We start from the raw sequence: 18,351 nt of genomic DNA, 5'->3' as shown, positions 1-18,351 counted from the left end.
GGGGGAATCATGTCCGTACGCTCATTCAGATCCGCCCGGCGACAGCGCGAGAGATCACCACGGCCCGGTGCCCGGCGTCTCACCTCAGCCGTGATGGCCGGCACGCTGGCGATCACCCTGCTGGCGGGTTCCGAGGCGGCCTTCGCCGCGCCCGCGAAACCGAAACCGCCCGTGGACGCGCCCAAGCCCGGCGGACCCGTCGACGACGTGGCCTCCGCGCGGCTCGCGGCGAAGCTGTGGGGTACGCGCGTCGAAGCCCTGGACGCACGCACGACGACGTCCACGACGTGGGCGAACCCGGACGGGACGCTCACCACGGAGACGGCCGCGGGGCCGGTCCGGTTCCGCCGCGGCGCGGACTGGGTCGACGTCGAGGTGGCGTTCGCCCGGCGTCCCGACGGCACGGTCGCCTCCGAGGCGCACCCGCGCGGTCTGACCCTGTCAGGGCCGAAGGGGACGGCGGCACCCTCGTTCGCGGCGGCCTCCCAGGCTCCCGCACAGGAGCTCCTGTCGCTGTCGGCGGGCGGCAAGAGCATGTCCCTGAAGTGGAAGGGCGGCCTGCCGGCCCCCACCCTCGACGGCGCCCGGGCCACGTACCGGAACGTCCTGCCGGACGCCGACCTGGTGGTCGACGCGACCCGCACGGGATACGAGCAGTCCCTGGTCCTCAGGAAGCGCCCCGCGGGAACGGCGGCGTTCACGCTGCCGATCAAGGCACCCGGAGTGGCGGCACGTCAACAACGCGACGGATCCGTCCTGTTCACCGACAAGGCGACCGGACGCAAGCTGTCCACCATGCCCGCTCCGGTGATGTGGGACGCCACCGTCGACCGCAGGTCGCTGGAGCACACCCACAAGGCGCCGGTGGCCCTGAAGGTGGTGCAGCTCGGTGACGACATCGAACTGCGGCTGACCCCGAACGCCGGGTTCCTGGCCGACCCGGCGACGACGTACCCGGTCACCGTCGACCCGTCGGACGGCGTCCTGTCGGACGTCTTCGACACCTACGTCCAGCAGGGCGACACCGTCGACCAGTCCAACACCACCGATCTGAAGATCGGCTGGCCGGGCGACTACGCGGATCCCGGTCCGAACACCAAGCCCCGCGTGGCACGCTCGTTCATCACCTGGGACATGGCGCCGATCAAGGACGCCCTGGTCTCCAAGGCGACGCTGTCGCTCTTCAACTACCACTCCTGGGACTGCACCAAGCCCACGTCCTGGGAGGTGTGGGACACCGGCACCGCGAACACCGGCACCGTGTGGACCGCGCAGCCGACCTGGTACCAGCGATACGGCACCTCGACCGAGACCAAGGGGCAGAACTGCTCCAACGGCGGGTACGTCAACGCCGACGTCACCACACTGCTGCAGTACTGGGCGGGTCAGACCACCGTGGCCAGACAGGGGCTGGGCATCCGCGCGACCGACGAGGCCAACACCCTGGCGTGGAAGCGGTTCTACTCCGGCAACGCCGCCGCGACGCAGATCCCCAAGCTGTCGGTGACGTACAACTACCGTCCGAAGACGGGCGCCGACCTCCAGGCCGGGCCGCCGTTCTTCGCCAACGGCAGCGGCTACGTCGTCAACACGCTGACGCCGAACCTGCGCGACACGTTCACCGACACCAACAACGACCAGATCAACGGCACCTTCCAGATCTTCGACGGCGTCATGGACACGCAGATCGGCAACCTGCTGGTCTCCCCGTACGCGCCCAGCGGACAGCCGGTCTCGGTGACCGTTCCGGCCGGGCTGCTGCAGAACGGCAGGACCTACCGGTTCCGCACCAACCCGTACGACGGCACCCACTACAACGTGGACTGGTCGGCGTGGCGGACGTTCACCGTCGACACCACCGCCCCGTCCGCGCCCGCGTCGGTGGCCTCGACGGACTACCCGTCGTCCGGCTGGGTGAAGGGCATCGGTCAGACCGGTGCGTTCACCGTCAGCCCGCCGGCCGCCGACCACGAGTGGATCGAATGGTCCCTGGACGGCGTCACCTGGACCAAGGTCGCCACCAACGGGGCCACCACCCCCGTCACGGTCCAGGTCACCCCCGACAAGGGCGGCACCAACACCCTGCTGGTCCGCAGCGTCGACAAGGCCGACAACAAGTCCGAGGCGGTCCCGTACGTCTTCCACGTCGGCGCCGGCGGCATCACCTCCGTCGGCGAAGGGCAGCGCACCCCGGCCCGCCTCCCGCTCGCCGCGGAGGCCGACGCCTCCAAGTACGACAAGGTCACCTTCGCCTGGCGCCGCTCCGACGCGGACCCCTGGGCGCCGATTCCGCCCGGCCACGTCACCCTCGCGGGCCAGCCGCTGTCCGCATGGCCGGTCGCGCTCACCGACGGCGCGAGCCCGCAACTGGTGTGGAACGCCACGAGTACCGCCAACCCCGACGGCGCCGTCCAGATCAAGGCGGACTTCACGGGCCCCGGCGGCAACGGCAGCGCGGACGCCCTGCGCGTCGTCGTGGACCGCACCGCCGACGGGGCGGCCTCGACCGGCGTCGGCCCCGGCACCGTCAACCTGCTGACGGGCAGCTACAACCTGGGCGGCAACGACGCCTCGGCGTTCGACATGACGGTGACCCGCAGCGCGAACTCGCGCACCCCGGACGCCGGTGCGAAGCAGGACGGCCAGGCACCCGTCTTCGGCAAGGAGTGGGTCTCCGGAGTCCAGGCGGCCAAGACCAACCCCGACCACACCGCCGTACGCCGGACGTCGGACACCTCGGTCGACCTGGTCAAGAACGACGGCACCACCATCGGATTCACCGCGAACACCGCCGGCACGGGATGGGTACCCGAACCCGGGGCGGAGCACCTCACGCTCACCGGCTCCTTCACCGGTGTCTTCACGCTCACCGACAGCGCCGGCTCCGTCACCACCTTCGCCAAGGCCTCCCCGGCCGCGACGGTGTGGACCGTGACCACCTCGCTGTCGAACGGCCTGAACAACTCGACGACCGAGGTGATCTCCGAGACCGTCACCACATCCGACAACAGGACGCTGGCCCGCCCGAAGCGGATCATCACGGCCAGCAGCGCGGTCACCCTCGCCGCCTGCGAGGCGAACCAGGCGGCCCGCGGCTGCAGGATCCTGGAGTTCGTCTACGCCGACACCACCACCGCGACCGCCTCGACGCTCGGCGACTACACGGGCCAGGTCCAGACGATCCGGCTCTGGGCCACCGTGCCCGGAGCCACCGCGTCGACCGCGACCGAGGTGTCCCGGTACGCCTACGACAGCGCCGGACGCCTGCGCGAGGTGTGGGATCCGCGCATCAGTCCCGCGCTGAAGACCGCCTACGCCTACGACGCCGCCGGCCGGGTCACCCAGCTCACCCCGGCCGGCCAGCTGCCGTGGACCTTCGCCTACGGGCAGGCCGGCGGGTCGGCGACGGCCGGCGACGGCATGCTGCTGTCCGTGGCCCGCCCGACGCTCGCCGCGGGCAGCGCCGACCAGACCGACGGCACCGCGACGACCACCCTCGTCTACGGCGTCCCGGTCACCGGCGCCTCCGCCCCGCAGAACCTCGGCGCCACGGCGGCCGCGGGCTGGGGCCAGACCGACCTCGCCACCGACGCCACCGCGGTCTTCCCGCCCGACCAGATCCCGGCGTCCAGCAACGGTCCGCAGCTCGGCGCCGGTGCCTACGGCCGCGCGACGACCACCTACCTCGACGCCTCCGGCCGGCCGGTGAACACCGTCCGACCCGGCGGAGGCATCACCACCACCGAGTACGACCGCACCGGCCACCTCGTCCGGGAGCTCACCGCCGGCAACCGGGAGCTGGCCCTCGGCGGCGCGCCGGGCGCGACGGCCGCGCTCGACGCGCTGGGCATCAGTGGGCTCTCCACCGCGGAGCGCGCGCTGCAGCTGTCGACGCAGCGCAGGTTCAGCCCGCAAGGCACCCGTGAACTGGAGGTCCGCGGCCCGCTCCACATGATCACCCTGGCCGGCGCCCTCGTCGACGGCTCCACCACCGTGGCGGCGGCGGGTACCGCCATCGCGGCCAGGACCCGCACGGTCAACGAGTTCGACACCGGCCGCCCGACCGACGGCACCGCGGTGTCCCGCGACGAGATCACCAAGACCAGCGTCGGCGCACAACCGCGCGTGAACACGGCGCTGCTCGCGGACGCCCGGGTGACCGCCACCGGCTACGACTGGACCAAGGGCCTCGCCACCAGCGTGACCCAGGACCCCGGCGGCCTCAACCTCAGCAAGACCACCGCCTACGACGCGCAAGGCCGCGTCACCAGGACCACCCTGCCCGCCTCCAACGGCACGGACGCCGGTGCCACCGTGACCACGTACTACAGCGGTGACGGCACCGGCCCGTGCGGCGGCAGGCCGGAATGGGCCGACCTCGTCTGCACCGTCGGCCCCGCCGGGAACACCACCGGCGGCGGATCGAACCCCGCCCAACTGGCCACCAAGACCCACGAGTACGGACTCTTCGGCCAGACCACCAAGGTGACGGAGGCCGCCAACGGCGTCACCCGCACCACGACCACCGGCCACGACGCGGCCGCCAGGCCCACCACCGTCACCGTCACCGGCGGCCTCGGCACCACCACCCCGACCACCACCACCGACTACGACCCGGCGACCGGCCTGCCCGCCACCAGCGGCTCGCCCACCGCGGGAACGATCACCAAGGCGTACGACAGGCTCGGCCGCCTGATCTCCTACACCGACGCCGACGGCGGCGTGACCACCACCCGGTACGACGCGCTGAACCGACCGACCAAGGTCACCGACACCGCGCCGTCCACCACCACCTACACCTACGACACGGCGATCGACCCGCGCGGCCTGCTCACCTCGACCGACGACTCCGCGGCCGGCGTCTTCACCGCCCGCTACGACACCGACGGCGCACCCGTCGGCGGCGGTCTGCCCGGCGGCTACACGATGCGGCAGACCAAGGACACCGCCGGAAACCTCACCGCGCGCACCTACACCCGCGACGCCGACCACGTCACCGTCATGAACGACAGCGTCGCGGTCACCGCGCACGGTGGGTGGGCCGCCCACACCGGCACCCCCGGTCAGGCCTCCAACCAGGCGTACACCTACGACGCGATCGGCCGCCTGACGCAGGTCGCGGACAGCGCGAACGGGGTGTGCACGACCCGCACCTACACCTTCGACAAGAACACCAACCGCACGGCCCAGGGCACCACCAAGGCCGCACCGGGAGCCCCGTGCACGACCTCCGGAGCCACCACCGCCGCCCACACCTACGACTCGGGCGATCGGTTGACCGACCCCGGGTACACCTACGACGCCCTCGGGCGCACCACCGCGCAGCCCGGCGCCACCACCGCCTACTACACCAACGACCTCGCCCAGCAGCAGACCGCCGGAAACAGCCGGCAGACCTGGACGCTGGACGCGGCCCTGCGCTTCCGCGGCTGGACCACCGAGACCAACACCGCCGGCACCTGGTCCCCGACCGCGAGCAAGCTCAACCACTACGGAGCCGACGGCGACAACCCCCGCTGGATCGTGGAGAACACCACCACCGGAGGCACCAGCCGTCAGGTGACGGCCCCCACGGGCAACCTCGCCGCCGTCACCACCGACACCGGCGCCGTCGCACTGGAACTCACCGGCCTGCACGGCGACATCAACGTCACCCTTCCCCTCAACTCGTCCCAGGCACCCCGGGTCCTGGACTACGACGAGTACGGGAACCCCAAGTCCGGCGGTACGGACCGCTACGGCTGGCTCGGCGGCTACCAGCGGTCCTCCGAGACCCCCACCCGCAGCATCCTCATGGGCGTCCGCGTCTACAACCCGGCCACCGGCCGCTTCCAGAGCACCGACCCGGTGCGCTACGGAAGCGCCAACGCCTACGACTACGCCGACCAGAACCCCGTCACCAACCAGGACCTCACCGGCCTGTGGCGGGTCCAGCTGTGCTGCGGCAACTGGTACAGCGTCGGTATCCGATGGGACCGTGACTTCACGTTCTCCATCATGCTGAGCACCCTCTCCACGTACTGGATCAGGTTCCTCGTACCGCCTCCGTGGGGCTGGCTGGTGGCGGGCGCCATCTACGCCGGGGCGTGGAACGCACGCCAGGCCATCAACAAGCGCAAGTGCGCCTACAGCAGGGTCTACCTCTCCGGATACGTCTCATGGGGCAACACCCCATGCTTCTGACACCGCTCCGGCCTGAGCCGGCACCCCCGGGCATCTGACCCACCGTGCGGCCCCCTGAGCGATCAGGGGGCCGCACGCGCGACCTCTGCGTGAGGTGTGTGCGGATCGGTCAGGTTCGGAGAAGCGCCGGTCACGGAGCCGGGCTTAGTCTGCTGGGCATGGACATCACCATTCACACGGTTTCCCTTCCGCATGTCGACCCGGACGCGTCGGTCGCCTTCTACCGCGACGTTCTGGGATTCGAGGTGCGCAGCGATGTCGGGCAGGGCCGGATGCGTTGGATCACGGTGGGTCCGGCTGGTCAGCCGGGTACGTCGATCCTTCTGGCGCCGCCTGCCGCCGACCCCGGTGTCACGGAGGACGAGCGCCGCACGATCACCGAGATGATGGCGAAGGGCACCTACGGCTGGATCCTGCTGGCCACCCCGGACCTCGACGCGCTGTTCGAGAAGGTGCAGGCGGGGGACGCCGAGGTCGTCCAGGAGCCCACCGAGCAGCCGTACGGCGTCCGTGACTGTGCATTCCGCGACCCCGCGGGCAACCTGGTCCGTTTCCAGGAGCTGCGCTGAGCCGTGCGGGGTGGCGATGCGGCCCTGAGGGCCGTCGCCAGGCCGGCGGCCGGTAGGGGCCGGCGGGCCGGTTCACACGGACGGGCGTCCGGGCCGCCCACTTCGGCGGGTGCCCCGGACGCTCGAAGACCTCGTTGGAAACGAAGAGGACAGAGGGAGGGGAGGAGTCTCATGTGTCGACCTGAGTGGGGACGTGCACGTGTCCAGGCGCAGCGTCTGGCTGATTTCGCCAGGTTGCGCCGTGTCCGTGACCGGATCGACAGGCAGTACGCGCAGCCGCTGAACCTGGAGGCGCTCGCTCATGAGGCGAGCATGCCCGCGGGGCATCTCAGTCGGCAGTTCCGGGCGGCTTATGGTGCGTCGCCGTACGCGTATCTGATGACGCGTCGCGTCGAGCGGGCGGCGGCGCTGCTGCAACGGGGCGACCTGAGCGTCACGGAGGTCCGCGTCGCGGTCGGCTGCGCGTCGCCGGGCGCGTTCACCACCCGTTTCACAGAGCTGGTCGGCATGCCGCCCGAGGCCTTTCGGCGGCAAGCGGCGGATGCGGCGGCCAAGCTGGAGGGGATGCCGGCGTGCGTGGCGCAGCACGTCGCGAGACCGGTCAGGAACCGAGAAGCCCAGGCCGCCGTACCGCTCGCCCCCATGCCGTCCTGACCCCTGGCCCTGCCGTACGGGTCAACCCGTCATGCTCATAATCGCGTGCGGATTCTTCCTGGTGGTGCCTAGCATCCGGACGTCGGAAACGCACGCCTGTCCACGGGGGAGTACCGCACTTGCTGACCAGATCGACGGCTCGGAAGTCCGGGGCGGCCGCACGAGCGGCCGGGGCGGCCGTGCTGATGGTGTCAGGCGCACTGACGCTCGGCTCATGCTCGCTCGTGGGGTCACCCGGCGGGGGACCGGGAACGCCGAGCGAGCCTACGCGCGTCGAGTCCCGGGAGGCGGCGCTGACACGGGCGCAGCGGGTCCAGGACCAGGTGCGCGACCTGACGGGCCTTGAGCGGAATCCGTGGATCAACGTCCTCGCCTACTACAGGTGCCCGGGGCGGGGGGCCGGTCTGGCCGAGGAGGGTGAGGCGTATGAGCTCAGCTCGGCGACCCAGCTGAAGGTCACGGATGACCGGCGCCACGAGGTGCTCCGGGCGCTGCGGGAGAAGCTCGCGGACGAGGGCTTCGAGGTCACCCCGGACGAGTCCGGTTCGGCCGGCGGGTCCACCTCGTCCACCTCGCCCGCCGGGGACTTCGAGGCCGTCCACAAGCCCGACCCGTACAGCATTTCCCTGAGGGGCGAGATGGAGGCCGGTCAGGACGGGGGCGTCGTCGTCACCGTCACCTTGCCCTGCCAGGCCCCGCCCACCGGGGCGGCCGCGCACGCTCCGGCGGCCAGGTCCTGAGGCCGTTGAGGCGGTGCGGGCGCGCGTCCATCGCCCCGCCCCACCGGCTCATGCCCGTGAATTCTCGTACGGGATCAGGGCGTCAGCCCCGTGGCACCGCGACGTAGGCCTCCCTCGGCGAGGTGGTCGGCGTGTAGCGCGACGCGGCGGGAGCGGTCGGCACCAGGTCCCGGTGGATCACCTTGGCCACGGCCTGGATCGTCTGCACGCCGTAGTTCATCGTGCTGTTGCCGTCGCTGAGCACGGAGATCGTGTAGTCGTGGCCGCCGCCCCGGAACACCCCGACGCTGTGCACGCGCCAGCCGCGTGAGGCGCGCTGCAGCCAGCCGTTCTTGACATGCTTGGACACGGTGGAGGGCGCGCCGGCGGGGGTCCCCCACTTCTGGGAGGTGATGACGTTCCCCATGAGCTTGAGGATGTAGGCACGGGAGTTGTCACTGAGGACGGTGTTCCTGGTGGTGAGCAGGGAGAGCAGCCGCTGCTCGTCGGTGACGTTGATCCGGGTGAGCCCCCAGTAGCCGCCGGACCCCGGCACCGTCCGCGTCATCCCGGCAGCCGCCAGGAACCCCTTCACCTTGCTGACGCCGAGCTGGTTCCACAGGGCGGTGGTGGCCGCGTTGTCGGACTTGGTGATCATGGCGTTCGCGAGATGGGACTCGCGTGTGGTCAGGTACCGATGGTGCTTCTTCGCGTCCCAGAGGAGCGTGGCGAGGACGGTCACCTTCACGACACTGGCCGAGTCGTACGAGACCGTGGCGCGCAGGGTGCAGGTGGTGTTCGTGGTGCGGTCGTGCACGCCGACGGCGACGGTACCGGTGCGACCGGCGAGAGCGGCGGTGATGTCCCGCTGGAGCTTGGACGCGAGCCCGGCCTTGCCCGAGGTACAGCTGACCTGCGGCGCGGGAGCGGCGGAAGCGGGCGCCGCGCCTGCGACGACGACAGGCACGAGCATCCCGGCGGCGGCCACGACCGGAAGGACGCGGGCGCGCAGGGATATGTGGTGAGTCATGCGGGTCCCCCTTGGAAGTGAAGCGAACACGCCGATGGCGTACTCGCTTTACATGACTCCTGTGGGCCCGGATGGTTGCGTACGAATCCGACCACGGTGCGCCTGGAAGAGCCGGAGACTCTCCGGTGAGGGATTCCATGATCTGCGGGGGCCCGCCGGCACACCGGGGGAGCCGGGAGCCGGGAGACAAGGGGCGCCATGCCGCCCGCTCCCGGCCCTCACGGTATCGGCCTGCTACATCGGCTCGGGGAAGATGTCGCTGATGCTCCAGGCGACGCTGAAGCAGGGAACGAGGGCGTGGGTCTCCTGCTCGGTGTCCAGGGTCTGGAGCGCGAGGATCTGACTCATTGGATGATCTCCTTTTTCCTGTCGGGGTCGTGACGGTCGGTCGGTCACTGCGTACCTGGGCGCGGCGGCGTTCGCCGCCGTGCCCAGGGGTTCATGGGGGGGCGCGTCCGGGGACGTCAGGCTGCTGCCGGGAGCCGGGGACGCGCGTGCCGGTGCCCCGTCAGGGGCGGGCCGGACAGCAGGCGGTGGAGCGCCAGCAGGACACCGGCCCCGCCACTGGACAGGTCGGCGGTGAAGCGCTGGGATCCCGCTCCGAGGAAGCGGACACCGCGCCGGTGCGGAACGGCGTACTTCAGCAGTCCGGTCGCGGCGCGCACGGCGTCCCCGCGGGCGGCGTCCGTGCCGGTGAGCTCGGCGTGCTCGGCCAGGAACCAGGTCAGTCCGGCCAGCCCCCGGTACAGGCCCGCCTCCTTCGTGGCGCAGGAGACCCGGATGCCGGAGACCAGCCGCGGCAGGGCGGCGGCGCAGCGCTCGTCCGGCGCGGTGGCCACGTAACGGGTGAGTGCCGTCGCGAGACCGGCCGCGCCCGTGGCCAGGTACGGCATGGCGCGGGTGAGCTGCGCGTTGTCGGAGAGGGACAGGCTGCCGTCGTCCAGCGGGAAGGTCCGGTCCAGCTCCTGGTGGAGCAGCAGGCGGCCGGCCTCCAGGAAGCGGGCCTCGCCGGTGTCGCGGGCCAGGCGGTGGAGGAAGAGGGCCGGCCCCGAGCGGCCGTGGAGCAGGCCGCGGGCGTCGTGCTCGCCGAGGGCGGCCGGCAGGTCCGGGGTGCGCAGGAGGGCTTCCCCCGCAGCCGCGGCCCGCTCCAGGTGGCTGCTCTCCCCGGTCAGCCGGTGCAGCGTGAGCCAGCTCAGGCCGACTCCGGCCCGCCCGCCGGCCAGCGTGGCGCAGGAGGCCGTGAGGGGGTGCCCGTCGGCGTCGCGGAGCAGGTCGACGGCTTCGTCCAACAGGCCGAGGCCGGCCAACACCTGGGCGATGCCGGCCGAGCCGACGAGCAGGCCGGGGGGCAGGGCGCCGCGCTGCGCCAGCGTGTCGCGGCGCAGCCGTTCGCGGATCTCCTCCGGGACCGTGGCCCCGGCGCGGTGCAGGGCGTGCACCACCCCGGCCGTGCCGTACGCCAGGCACACGTTGTTGGTGCGGAACGCCTCCGGCGAGGGCGGGAAGGCCCAGTCGGGCCGGTCGGCGTCGGCCATCTCCAGCAGCCCCGCGGCCACTTCCTCGGCGAGCCGGGTGAGGCGGCCGCGCGGATCGGTGTCCGGATCGGCGGGGGAGAGCGGGCAGTCGGGAACGTTCCGGTCCTGCGCCCCTTCCTTCGTCAGGTGGAAGACGGTCGCCCGCTGCCACAGGTCCTGCGGCGGAGCCACGTCCGCCAGATCGCGGCGCAGGAGTGCGAGGTTGGCGGGCGCGTGCTCGGCGACCTCGTTGAACGGCGCCAGGAAGGCGAGCGCGACCGCCGACGTGCCGTACCGGTCCTGCAGCAGCGGATCGCTGTCGGAGCGGCGCAGGCCGGGCGGTGGCGTGAACCCAGGAGTGCCGATCCCGGACGGGGCAGCGGACAGCGCCGAGGCCGCCTCGAAGTCCACCAGCCGGACCCCGCCCGACGGCGTGACCAGGACGTTGCCCAGGCTGAGGTCGCCGAATCGGTAGCCGGCGGCGTGCAGCCGCTCAAGAGAGGCGTCCAGCGCGGCCAGCAGCCGCCGGCACGCCGCGTAGTAGGCGGCGACCGACTCGGCCGTGCGGTCGGCGCGGGCCAGCGGGGAGGACCGGCTCAGCCAGCCCACCAGCGGCTGTCCCGCGACGTACTCGGTGACGAGGAAGTCGTGCTCCCACTCCGTGAAGTGGTCCAGCGGCTCCGGGCCCACGCCCGGGGCCGCGGCGTGCAGCTCGCGCAGCACCTCGTACTCGTGCCGCAGCCGCTGCTGCGCGTCGGTCCCGTCGAAGACCAGGCCGTTGTGGGCGCGGGCCTCCTTGAGGAAGACGGCGCGGCCGGTCCGCCGGTCGCGGGCCTGGTAGGCGCCGCCGGCGTTGCTCAGGCGGACCGCGCCGGTCACCTCGTAGTCGCGGATCAGGATCGGGCCCGCGTGCGGCTGCTCCTCCCGCTCGACGAAGGGGTCCGTGATCCCCGCGGGCAGGTGGAACACGGGCAGCCGGGAGTCCACGACCTCGCGTCCGGACCCGTCGCGGAGGATCCCCTCCCGGGTGCCGTCGGCCCGGAGCCGGCTGCGGGCGCCGTCGAAGGAGCCGTAGCGGTAGTGGACGGTCCGCGAGTCGCGATAGCGCCGGTCGGTGAGGACGTACGGCCCCTCCTCCCCGTCGAGCGCGTCGCGCAGGCGTTCCAGCAGCCGGCCGGCGGTCGCCGTGTCCGGAGGGTAGACGGCGCAGAACTTGCCCGCCTGGGTCCGCGGCGCGTGCTTGTGGTGGAGGAACAGGAAGAACAGCCGGGCGCTCAGGTGCTTGAACGGCACGCCTTCGGAGAAGCAGATCTCGGCGACCGTGTCGAGCACGTGCTGCGCCCGGTCCAGCCGCGCCGACACGTGGATCTTCCAGCCCTGCTCGGCGAGCCCGGTCCGCGGGCTGCCCCAGACCGTCCAGATGCCCTGGGCGGAGCCGCGCAGGCCCGGCGGAACCTCGCCGGGAGCGAAGCGCGGCCCGGGGTCGGCCACGCCGGCCAGCGGCAGGTAGTACTCCCGGTCCGCGAGCGCCTCGCCGAAGCCTTCGAGCACGGGATCTCCTCACAGGGCGGTGGTGATGGTGGGCCGTCACCACCGTCTCGCGGGCCGGACGTCAGGACCGGCAGGTGCGGAGGCGGTTCCGGCGGCGGTGTACGACGGCGCCGGGTGCGAGCGCCTCCGGGGCGCCGCGCGGTGCTCACGTGGGGCGTCGCCGCGTGACGAACCGGGCGACACCCTTGCTGTGCTCGCCGGTCGGAGGGCCGGGGTGGCGACGGCCGGGGAGTTCCCGATGCCGTTCGGGGGTGCCTGGCTATGCCCGGGGACCCGTCCCCGCGAGGGGCGGGGTGTCCAGTCCGGCCCCTTGGCGCAGGCCCTCCAGGAAGGCACTGACCGCCTCCGTGGACGTACGCGACGGGGCCCGGCCGAGCTCGTCACCGGCCCGGCCCGCGTCGAGGAGAGGCAGTCGCAGGACGGCGTCCGAGCGGTCCGGGCGCGGCGGGGACCAGGTGCAGTCGCCAGGCCGCGGCCAGGGCGGTGCGGGCCGCCGCGGCGGGCAGTGGAACGGTCCGGGCGTTCAACAGGCGCGCGAGGGCCGAGGTGTCCAGGACGGGGTCCGCGACCAGGTTGAAGGGACCGCGCACGGACCGTACGACGGCCGGCCGGTACGCATCGGCCCCGGGACGGGCGGACACGCCGCCGCGGCGGCCGGGAGCGATCTCCCGGCCGCCGCGGCGGTCGATCAGCGCCTGCGGCGCGGTCCTCAGCTCAGGGTCTTGACCGCCGCCGCGTCGTACGGCTTCAGCTCGTCCGTCCGGCCCGCGAGGACCTTGGCCGCCCACTCCGGGTCCTGGAGCAGCGCGCGGCCGACGGCGACCATGTCGAACTCGTCGCGCTCCAGACGGTCGAGGAGCTCGTCGATGCCCTGGACCGGCGCGCCCTCGCCCGCGAAGGCGTGGATGAAGTCGCCGTCGAGGCCGACCGAGCCGACGGTGATGGTGGGGCGGCCGGTGAGCTTCTTGGTCCAGCCCGCCAGGTTGAGGTCCGATCCGTCGAACTCGGGGATCCAGTGACGGCGGGTCGAGGCGTGGAACGCGTCGACACCGGCGGCGGCCAGGGGCGTCAGGATCGCCTCCAGCTCCTCCGGGGTCTCGGCGAGCCGGGCGTCGTAGGCGTCCTGCTTCCACTGCGAGTAGCGGAAGAGCACCGGGAAGTCGGACGAGACGGACGCGCGGACCGCGGCCACGATCTCGGCGGCGAACTTCGTACGGGCCACGGGGTCGCCGCCGTACGCGTCGGTGCGCCGGTTCGTCCCCGCCCACAGGAACTGGTCGATGAGGTAGCCGTGGGCGCCGTGGAGCTCGACGCCGTCGAAGCCGATGCGCTCGGCGGCCGCGGCGGCCTCGGCGAAGGCGCCGATGACGTCGTCGAGGTCGCCGAGGGTCATCGCCTGGCCCGTGCCCTCGGTGCCGTCGGTGCGGATGCCGGAGGGGCCCATGGCCGGGGCGTCGGGGTAGGGCGCCTGGCCCTGCTGGCGCACCATGCCGATGTGCCACAGCTGCGGCACGATCGTCCCGCCCGCCGCGTGCACGTCCTCGGCGACCTTCGCCCACCCCGCCAGCTGCTCCTCGCCGTGGAACCGCGGCACACGGTCGCTCTGCCCGGCCGAATCGTGGCCGACGTAGGTGCCCTCGGTGACGATCAGGCCCACGCCGGCGGCGGCGCGGCGGGCGTAGTACGAGCGGACGTCCTCGCCGGGCACGCCACCCGGGGAGAACATGCGCGTCATCGGCGCCATCACGATGCGGTTCGGGACGGTAAGGCCGTTCAGGGCCACGGGCCGGGAGAGGATCTCGGCCGCGCGGGAGGCGGGGGACGCGGTGACGGTCACAGGGGCGCTCCTTATGGCGTTTACTTGACAACCTTGATGCTTGAGAACTTCATGCAATAGGGCGAAGGTAGAGCCACATGCTTGAGATGGTCAAGTTTCTCGGGATAGAATGGGTCCCATGACAGAAGCTCCTCGTGCGGAAGCGCCCGTCGACACGGACCGGCTCATGGAGCAGCTCTCGATGTCCTGGGGCGTCTACCTCGGCGACTTCACGGTCGCGGCGGCGAGCGAGAACCTCACCGCGAGCCAGGCCAAGGCGCTGACCGTGCTCCGCCGCGGCCCCGCCGCGATGCGCGCGCTGGCCGAGACCATGACCTGCGACGCCTCCAACATCACCGGCATCGTCGACCGGCTGGAGAAGCGCGGCCTGGTGCACCGCGAAGCCGACGCGTCCGACCGGCGCGTCAAGAACGTCATCCTCACCGCCGAGGGCGAGCGCGTCACCGACGCGATCCGCGCGAAGATGCGCACCACGCAGGACGGCCTGGACGGGCTCGCCGCCGAGGAGCGCGACGCCCTCTGTCTCCTGCTGGAACGCGTCTTCGGCTGCCGGCCCGCGACCTGACCGGGTGACCCGCGCGGGTTCACGCAGGTCACACCGGTAGGGCAGCGGTCAGGCAGTGGTCATCCCGGTCCGCCCCAGGTCACCCCGGTAGGGCGGCCTTCTCGGGGCGGGCGGGCGCGCTCAGTGCTCGCAGAGGGAGAACTCCCGCTCGTAGAGCTGCTCGTTGTGCTCGTCGACGAAGAACGTGCGCTCCCGCATGAGCTGCTCGCGGTACTCCTTGGCCTCGTCGAGCGTCATGGTCGAGCTGTCGGACCAGGGCTGCTGCGGCGGCACGTCGGACGTCGACACGATCCGCTCCGAAGGGTCGACGAGGAAGAACGCGAGGATCTTCCGGTGCCCCGGACGGGTGGGGTCCGCGAGGCGGAACGAGCCGACGCGGTGCTGCAGCACGTTCGGGAACGCGAGGCAGCGGCCCGCCGGGGTCGACGCGGACCCCGCTATCTGGTTCAGCGCGTCCTCGTTCTCCAGGCCGTAGACCTCGCGCACGCCGTCGTCGTCGCTCTGCTCGTATTCCGGGTCGTCGAGTGCGGTCCGGAAGCTCAGCCGGCTCTCGGTGATGTTCTCGCTGTCCCAATAGTAGAGGCCGGTCGAGACGATCCGCTCGTTCGACATCCCCTCGACGTGCCAGGAGCCGCCGGCGTACTCGGGGCTGTCCGGGGTGAGATGGATGGCGGCCACCTTGACGATGACCTGGAGGCGGCGGCCGCGCAGGTCGACGCGGGCGGACGCGGCGGGCCGTTCGGGCGCGGTGAAGGCCGGGGCGTCCGGGACGACCGGGCGGCGGTTCTCCCACCACTCGTCGTGCGCCTCCGACCAGGCCTGGCGCGCTACCTCGTAGGCCGCGTCATCGCTGTAGGCGGACCTCGTCGGGTACGTCGGCTCGGAGTCGTACCAGCCGTACGGATCGACGTCGATCCGCAGGGGCCGCGGATGACGTAGGTCGGTGAGCACGTTCTCCAGCAGCGGGCGCATCCGGGCGAAGACGTCCGGCAGCACGGAGAGCAGCTCCCGGTGCCGCTCCGGGTGCACGTTGTTGACGTACGAACGGAAGGCGACACCGCCGTCGTCGTCGACGTCGACCTCCGTCGGCAGCCACTGGAACCGTTCCGAGAACTCGTACTTCGCATAGCGGTCGGACGGATTCCGCCACGCCTGCTCGGGCGCCCCGCTCACCTCGCGCACCAGACAGAACAGCGACGGGTGCACCAGATCCAGGACCTTCCCCTCGGAACCGGGATGCCAGTCGCGTTCCTCCTCGGGGACCTCCTCCAGAACCCGCACCGCCTCGCGCAGCCGCGAACGCAGCGCGTCGTCGACGAGCGTGTCCGACTGCCAGACACCGTCGACGGCGGACACCTCGACGCCGGTCCGCGCGTCCCGCAGCGTGGCGTAGTACGCGAGTTCGTCCAGCACATAGCGGACCTGCGCCTCGGTCAGGCCCTGGGCGAGGGCCTCCTCGGTCCACCGGGCGACGATCCCGGCGTCGTTCCTCTTGTCGAACCACCCCGACTTCGCCCGGATGTGCGCGCTGCACTCCATCATCTCCAGTTCCCGCAGCGTCCGGGGTGGCGACGCGAACGGCCGGGAGCGCGGGGCGTGAAAGGGCAGCGGGAAAGCGGACAGCGCGGTCAAGTCTCTTGTTCCTCTGTATCGGTGTGCGGTGGCGGGAAGAACCGGACCGGACCGGGCGGGGCCGTGCTCGCGCACCCACCGGGCCCCCGGTCCGGAGCGGTCCAGGCCGGTTCGACGAGGATACGGATCTGCTCCAGCGGCCCGAGCCCGGCCGCGGCCATGACATTTGTCATCGCCAGGAGGTGACTCCAGGACCTGCCAGGTGGCGGGCCGGTCCTCGTAGACTCCAGAACATGATGAAATCGCGCAAAGCAGGACAGGATGACGCCTGGGAAGGCATCGTCACGGGTAAGACCCGAGGCATGCTCGACGGCTCGAACATGTACCACTTCGTTGAAGTGCGCCTGGCCGACGGCGAACTCGTGAAGGTCAGGATCGGCCGCCGCCTCTGGAGGTCGCTCGAAGTCGACGACCGGGTCGTCAAGCGGCCGGGCACCGAACCGGCCAAGGGGTAGCCCCCGGACGAGTCCGCGCCACGGGCAGCGGCTTCCGCGAACAACCGGCCCAAGGCGGCTGAGCACCTGGTGGCACCCAGGCGAGCCGGTTCCAGGGTGTGTCATCACCGCAGCAGGCCCGTCGTCGAGACGCGTTCACGCAACTGACACCTCGGAGCGGGCAGCGGGTCGATCAAGCTGCGTATTCGTAACGGGTCTAGTTCAAAGAGCGGTGGCCCCGGGAGCGTGTGCGGGGGCTGAGCGGCTGGGCGCGCCAGCAGGGGCGCCCGTCGGCGGCTGCCGCCCGTCGGAAGGAAACTTTCCGTGGATCGCAGATCTCTGCTCACCGTCGCCACAGGAGCGGTGGGTGCGGTCGCCGCCTCCCGGATACCGGCGAGCGCGGCCACGCCCGCACACGCCGGTGAGGGACGCCCGCTCACCACGTTCAACGTCATCAGCGACATCCAAGGCGACCTCCGGGACCTCGGTGTGGCGCTGGACGACATGAACCGGACCAACCCCCGGAGTTCGGGCCTCGCGATCGCGGGCGACATCACGCCGCGCGGGTACGATGCCGAGTACGCGGCCGTCAGCGCCGAACTGGCTCACCACACCCACCCGAGGGCGCTCGCCTGGGCCATCGGAAACCACGAGTTCTACGTCCCCAAGTGGCGCGACCCGGCGACCCTCGCGCAGGCGACCTGGCCCAACGGCACCACCGAGGACTCGCTCTTCAAGAGCTTCTACACCTTCGCCGGCCGCAACACGGTGTACGCGGAGCACTCCTTCGGCGGCATCCCGGTGCTCAGCCTCGGCACCGAGAAGTACATGCACTACCACGACCCCGAGCTGTGGGACGAGGTGTGGATCAGCGAGGCGCAGTTCACCTGGCTCGAGCAGCGCCTCGCGCACTGGGCGCACCGCCGCAAGCCCGTGATGGTCGTGACGCACCACCCGCTCCCCAACACCGTCTCCGGCAGCCACAACCAGCTCTACTCGCGCGACTACCTCCAGTCGGACCGGCTCCTCGGGATCCTGGGCCGACACCGCGACGTCTTCCTCTTCTGCGGCCACACGCATTGGGACCTCGCCCTCTCGGACTGGTACGTCCGCAGGGTGGTGCCCGGCACCGCGAACCTGGACGGCTTCTCCGTCATCAACACCGGCGCGGTGCAGACGGGATACACGGACGACGGCAAGGGCGGGGAGGTGTCCGTCCCCGGCACGTTCAACCAGGGCCTCCAGGTCGAGGTCTTCCACGACCGCGTCGTCGTAAAGGCACGAGACTTCGCGGCCGGCTCCTGGCTGAAGCAGATCACCGTCCCGCTGTCGACGCGGATCTGAGCCACGTGTGACCGGAGGGCGCCGGAGTCCCGGCGCCCTCTTCGCGCCGGCAGGGCCCGACGCGACCGAGCGCCCCGAGCCTCACCTGGCAGTCAGCAGCGGGGCCCGCCCGGCAGGCTGATGCACCCGGGCGAACATTCCGCGTTCTGGTCCAGCATGTTGCTGAGGTCCGCGAGCTGGGCCTCGTCGAGCACGATCCGCAACCCCTCGTCGGCGGACAGCTTGATGTTCGCCGACGGGACGCGAAGCGTGTCCTCGCACTCCGATTCCACGGACTCGGGCGCCTTGGGCTCGTCAGGCATGATTTTCCCTTTCTCGG

At 71.7% G+C, this 18,351-nt stretch carries 12 protein-coding genes; 7 read left to right on the top strand and 5 right to left on the bottom strand.

Features of this window, described 5'->3' with window-relative positions:
• Nucleotides 1-93: 93 nt before the first annotated feature.
• From OG309_RS01545 to OG309_RS01530, 4 genes are all read left to right on the top strand, one after another.
• A complete protein-coding gene (locus tag OG309_RS01545; RefSeq protein ID WP_329417594.1) occupies nucleotides 94-6,183 on the top strand; it encodes a DNRLRE domain-containing protein in 6,090 nt (2,029 codons plus the stop codon).
• A 158-nt stretch (nucleotides 6,184-6,341) separates the two neighbouring features.
• The gene (locus tag OG309_RS01540) at nucleotides 6,342-6,752 is read left to right on the top strand and encodes a VOC family protein (protein ID WP_329417592.1); all 411 of its coding nucleotides are present in this window, start codon (nucleotides 6,342-6,344) and stop codon (nucleotides 6,750-6,752) included.
• A 171-nt stretch (nucleotides 6,753-6,923) separates the two neighbouring features.
• Nucleotides 6,924-7,406 carry a helix-turn-helix transcriptional regulator gene (locus OG309_RS01535; protein WP_329417590.1) on the top strand — a complete coding sequence of 161 codons (483 nt, stop codon included), beginning with the start codon at nucleotides 6,924-6,926 and terminating at the stop codon, nucleotides 7,404-7,406.
• Between the two features lie 323 nt (nucleotides 7,407-7,729).
• On the top strand, nucleotides 7,730-8,146 hold the full coding sequence (locus OG309_RS01530) for a hypothetical protein (protein ID WP_329417588.1): 417 nt from the start codon (nucleotides 7,730-7,732) through the stop codon (nucleotides 8,144-8,146).
• Nucleotides 8,147-8,228: 82 nt separating this feature from the next.
• Here the strand turns inward: OG309_RS01530 and OG309_RS01525 are convergent, their stop codons facing one another.
• The 3 genes from OG309_RS01525 to OG309_RS01510 all read right to left on the bottom strand — a co-directional run bounded on the left by OG309_RS01525 (nucleotide 8,229) and on the right by OG309_RS01510 (nucleotide 14,057).
• Complete coding sequence (locus OG309_RS01525; protein WP_329417586.1) at nucleotides 8,229-9,155, bottom strand: serine hydrolase; 927 nt, start codon at nucleotides 9,153-9,155, stop codon at nucleotides 8,229-8,231.
• 464 nt (nucleotides 9,156-9,619) lie between these two features.
• Entirely contained in the window at nucleotides 9,620-12,220 is a 2,601-nt protein-coding gene (lanKC, locus tag OG309_RS01520; RefSeq protein WP_329417584.1) for a class III lanthionine synthetase LanKC, read from the bottom strand.
• Between the two features lie 709 nt (nucleotides 12,221-12,929).
• The gene (locus OG309_RS01510; RefSeq protein ID WP_329417582.1) at nucleotides 12,930-14,057 is read right to left on the bottom strand and encodes an NADH:flavin oxidoreductase; all 1,128 of its coding nucleotides are present in this window, start codon (nucleotides 14,055-14,057) and stop codon (nucleotides 12,930-12,932) included.
• 118 nt (nucleotides 14,058-14,175) lie between these two features.
• Here OG309_RS01510 and OG309_RS01505 point away from each other — a divergent pair, with 118 nt between their 5' ends.
• The gene (locus OG309_RS01505) at nucleotides 14,176-14,622 is read left to right on the top strand and encodes a MarR family winged helix-turn-helix transcriptional regulator (protein WP_329417580.1); all 447 of its coding nucleotides are present in this window, start codon (nucleotides 14,176-14,178) and stop codon (nucleotides 14,620-14,622) included.
• Nucleotides 14,623-14,742: 120 nt separating this feature from the next.
• Here OG309_RS01505 and OG309_RS01500 read toward each other — a convergent pair whose 3' ends face one another.
• On the bottom strand, nucleotides 14,743-16,254 hold the full coding sequence (locus OG309_RS01500) for a DUF4246 domain-containing protein (RefSeq protein WP_329417578.1): 1,512 nt from the start codon (nucleotides 16,252-16,254) through the stop codon (nucleotides 14,743-14,745).
• A 233-nt stretch (nucleotides 16,255-16,487) separates the two neighbouring features.
• On the opposite strand from OG309_RS01500, the gene OG309_RS01495 reads away from it, so the two are divergent.
• Nucleotides 16,488-16,709: a DUF7489 domain-containing protein gene (locus OG309_RS01495; RefSeq protein WP_329417576.1), complete on the top strand. Its 222-nt coding sequence runs from the start codon at nucleotides 16,488-16,490 to the stop codon at nucleotides 16,707-16,709.
• Nucleotides 16,710-17,012: 303 nt separating this feature from the next.
• Nucleotides 17,013-18,032 (top strand): metallophosphoesterase family protein, encoded by a 1,020-nt coding sequence (locus OG309_RS01490; RefSeq protein WP_329417573.1) that lies wholly within the window; start codon nucleotides 17,013-17,015, stop codon nucleotides 18,030-18,032.
• A 92-nt stretch (nucleotides 18,033-18,124) separates the two neighbouring features.
• On the opposite strand, the gene OG309_RS01485 is transcribed toward OG309_RS01490, so the two are convergent.
• Nucleotides 18,125-18,334, bottom strand: a complete 210-nt coding sequence (locus OG309_RS01485; RefSeq protein ID WP_329417571.1) for a hypothetical protein — start codon at nucleotides 18,332-18,334, stop codon at nucleotides 18,125-18,127.
• Nucleotides 18,335-18,351 lie beyond the last annotated feature (17 nt).

Source organism: Streptomyces sp. NBC_01268 (assembly GCF_036240795.1).
Lineage (GTDB): Bacteria > Actinomycetota > Actinomycetes > Streptomycetales > Streptomycetaceae > Streptomyces.
This window is presented reverse-complemented; position numbering and strand designations above follow the sequence as displayed.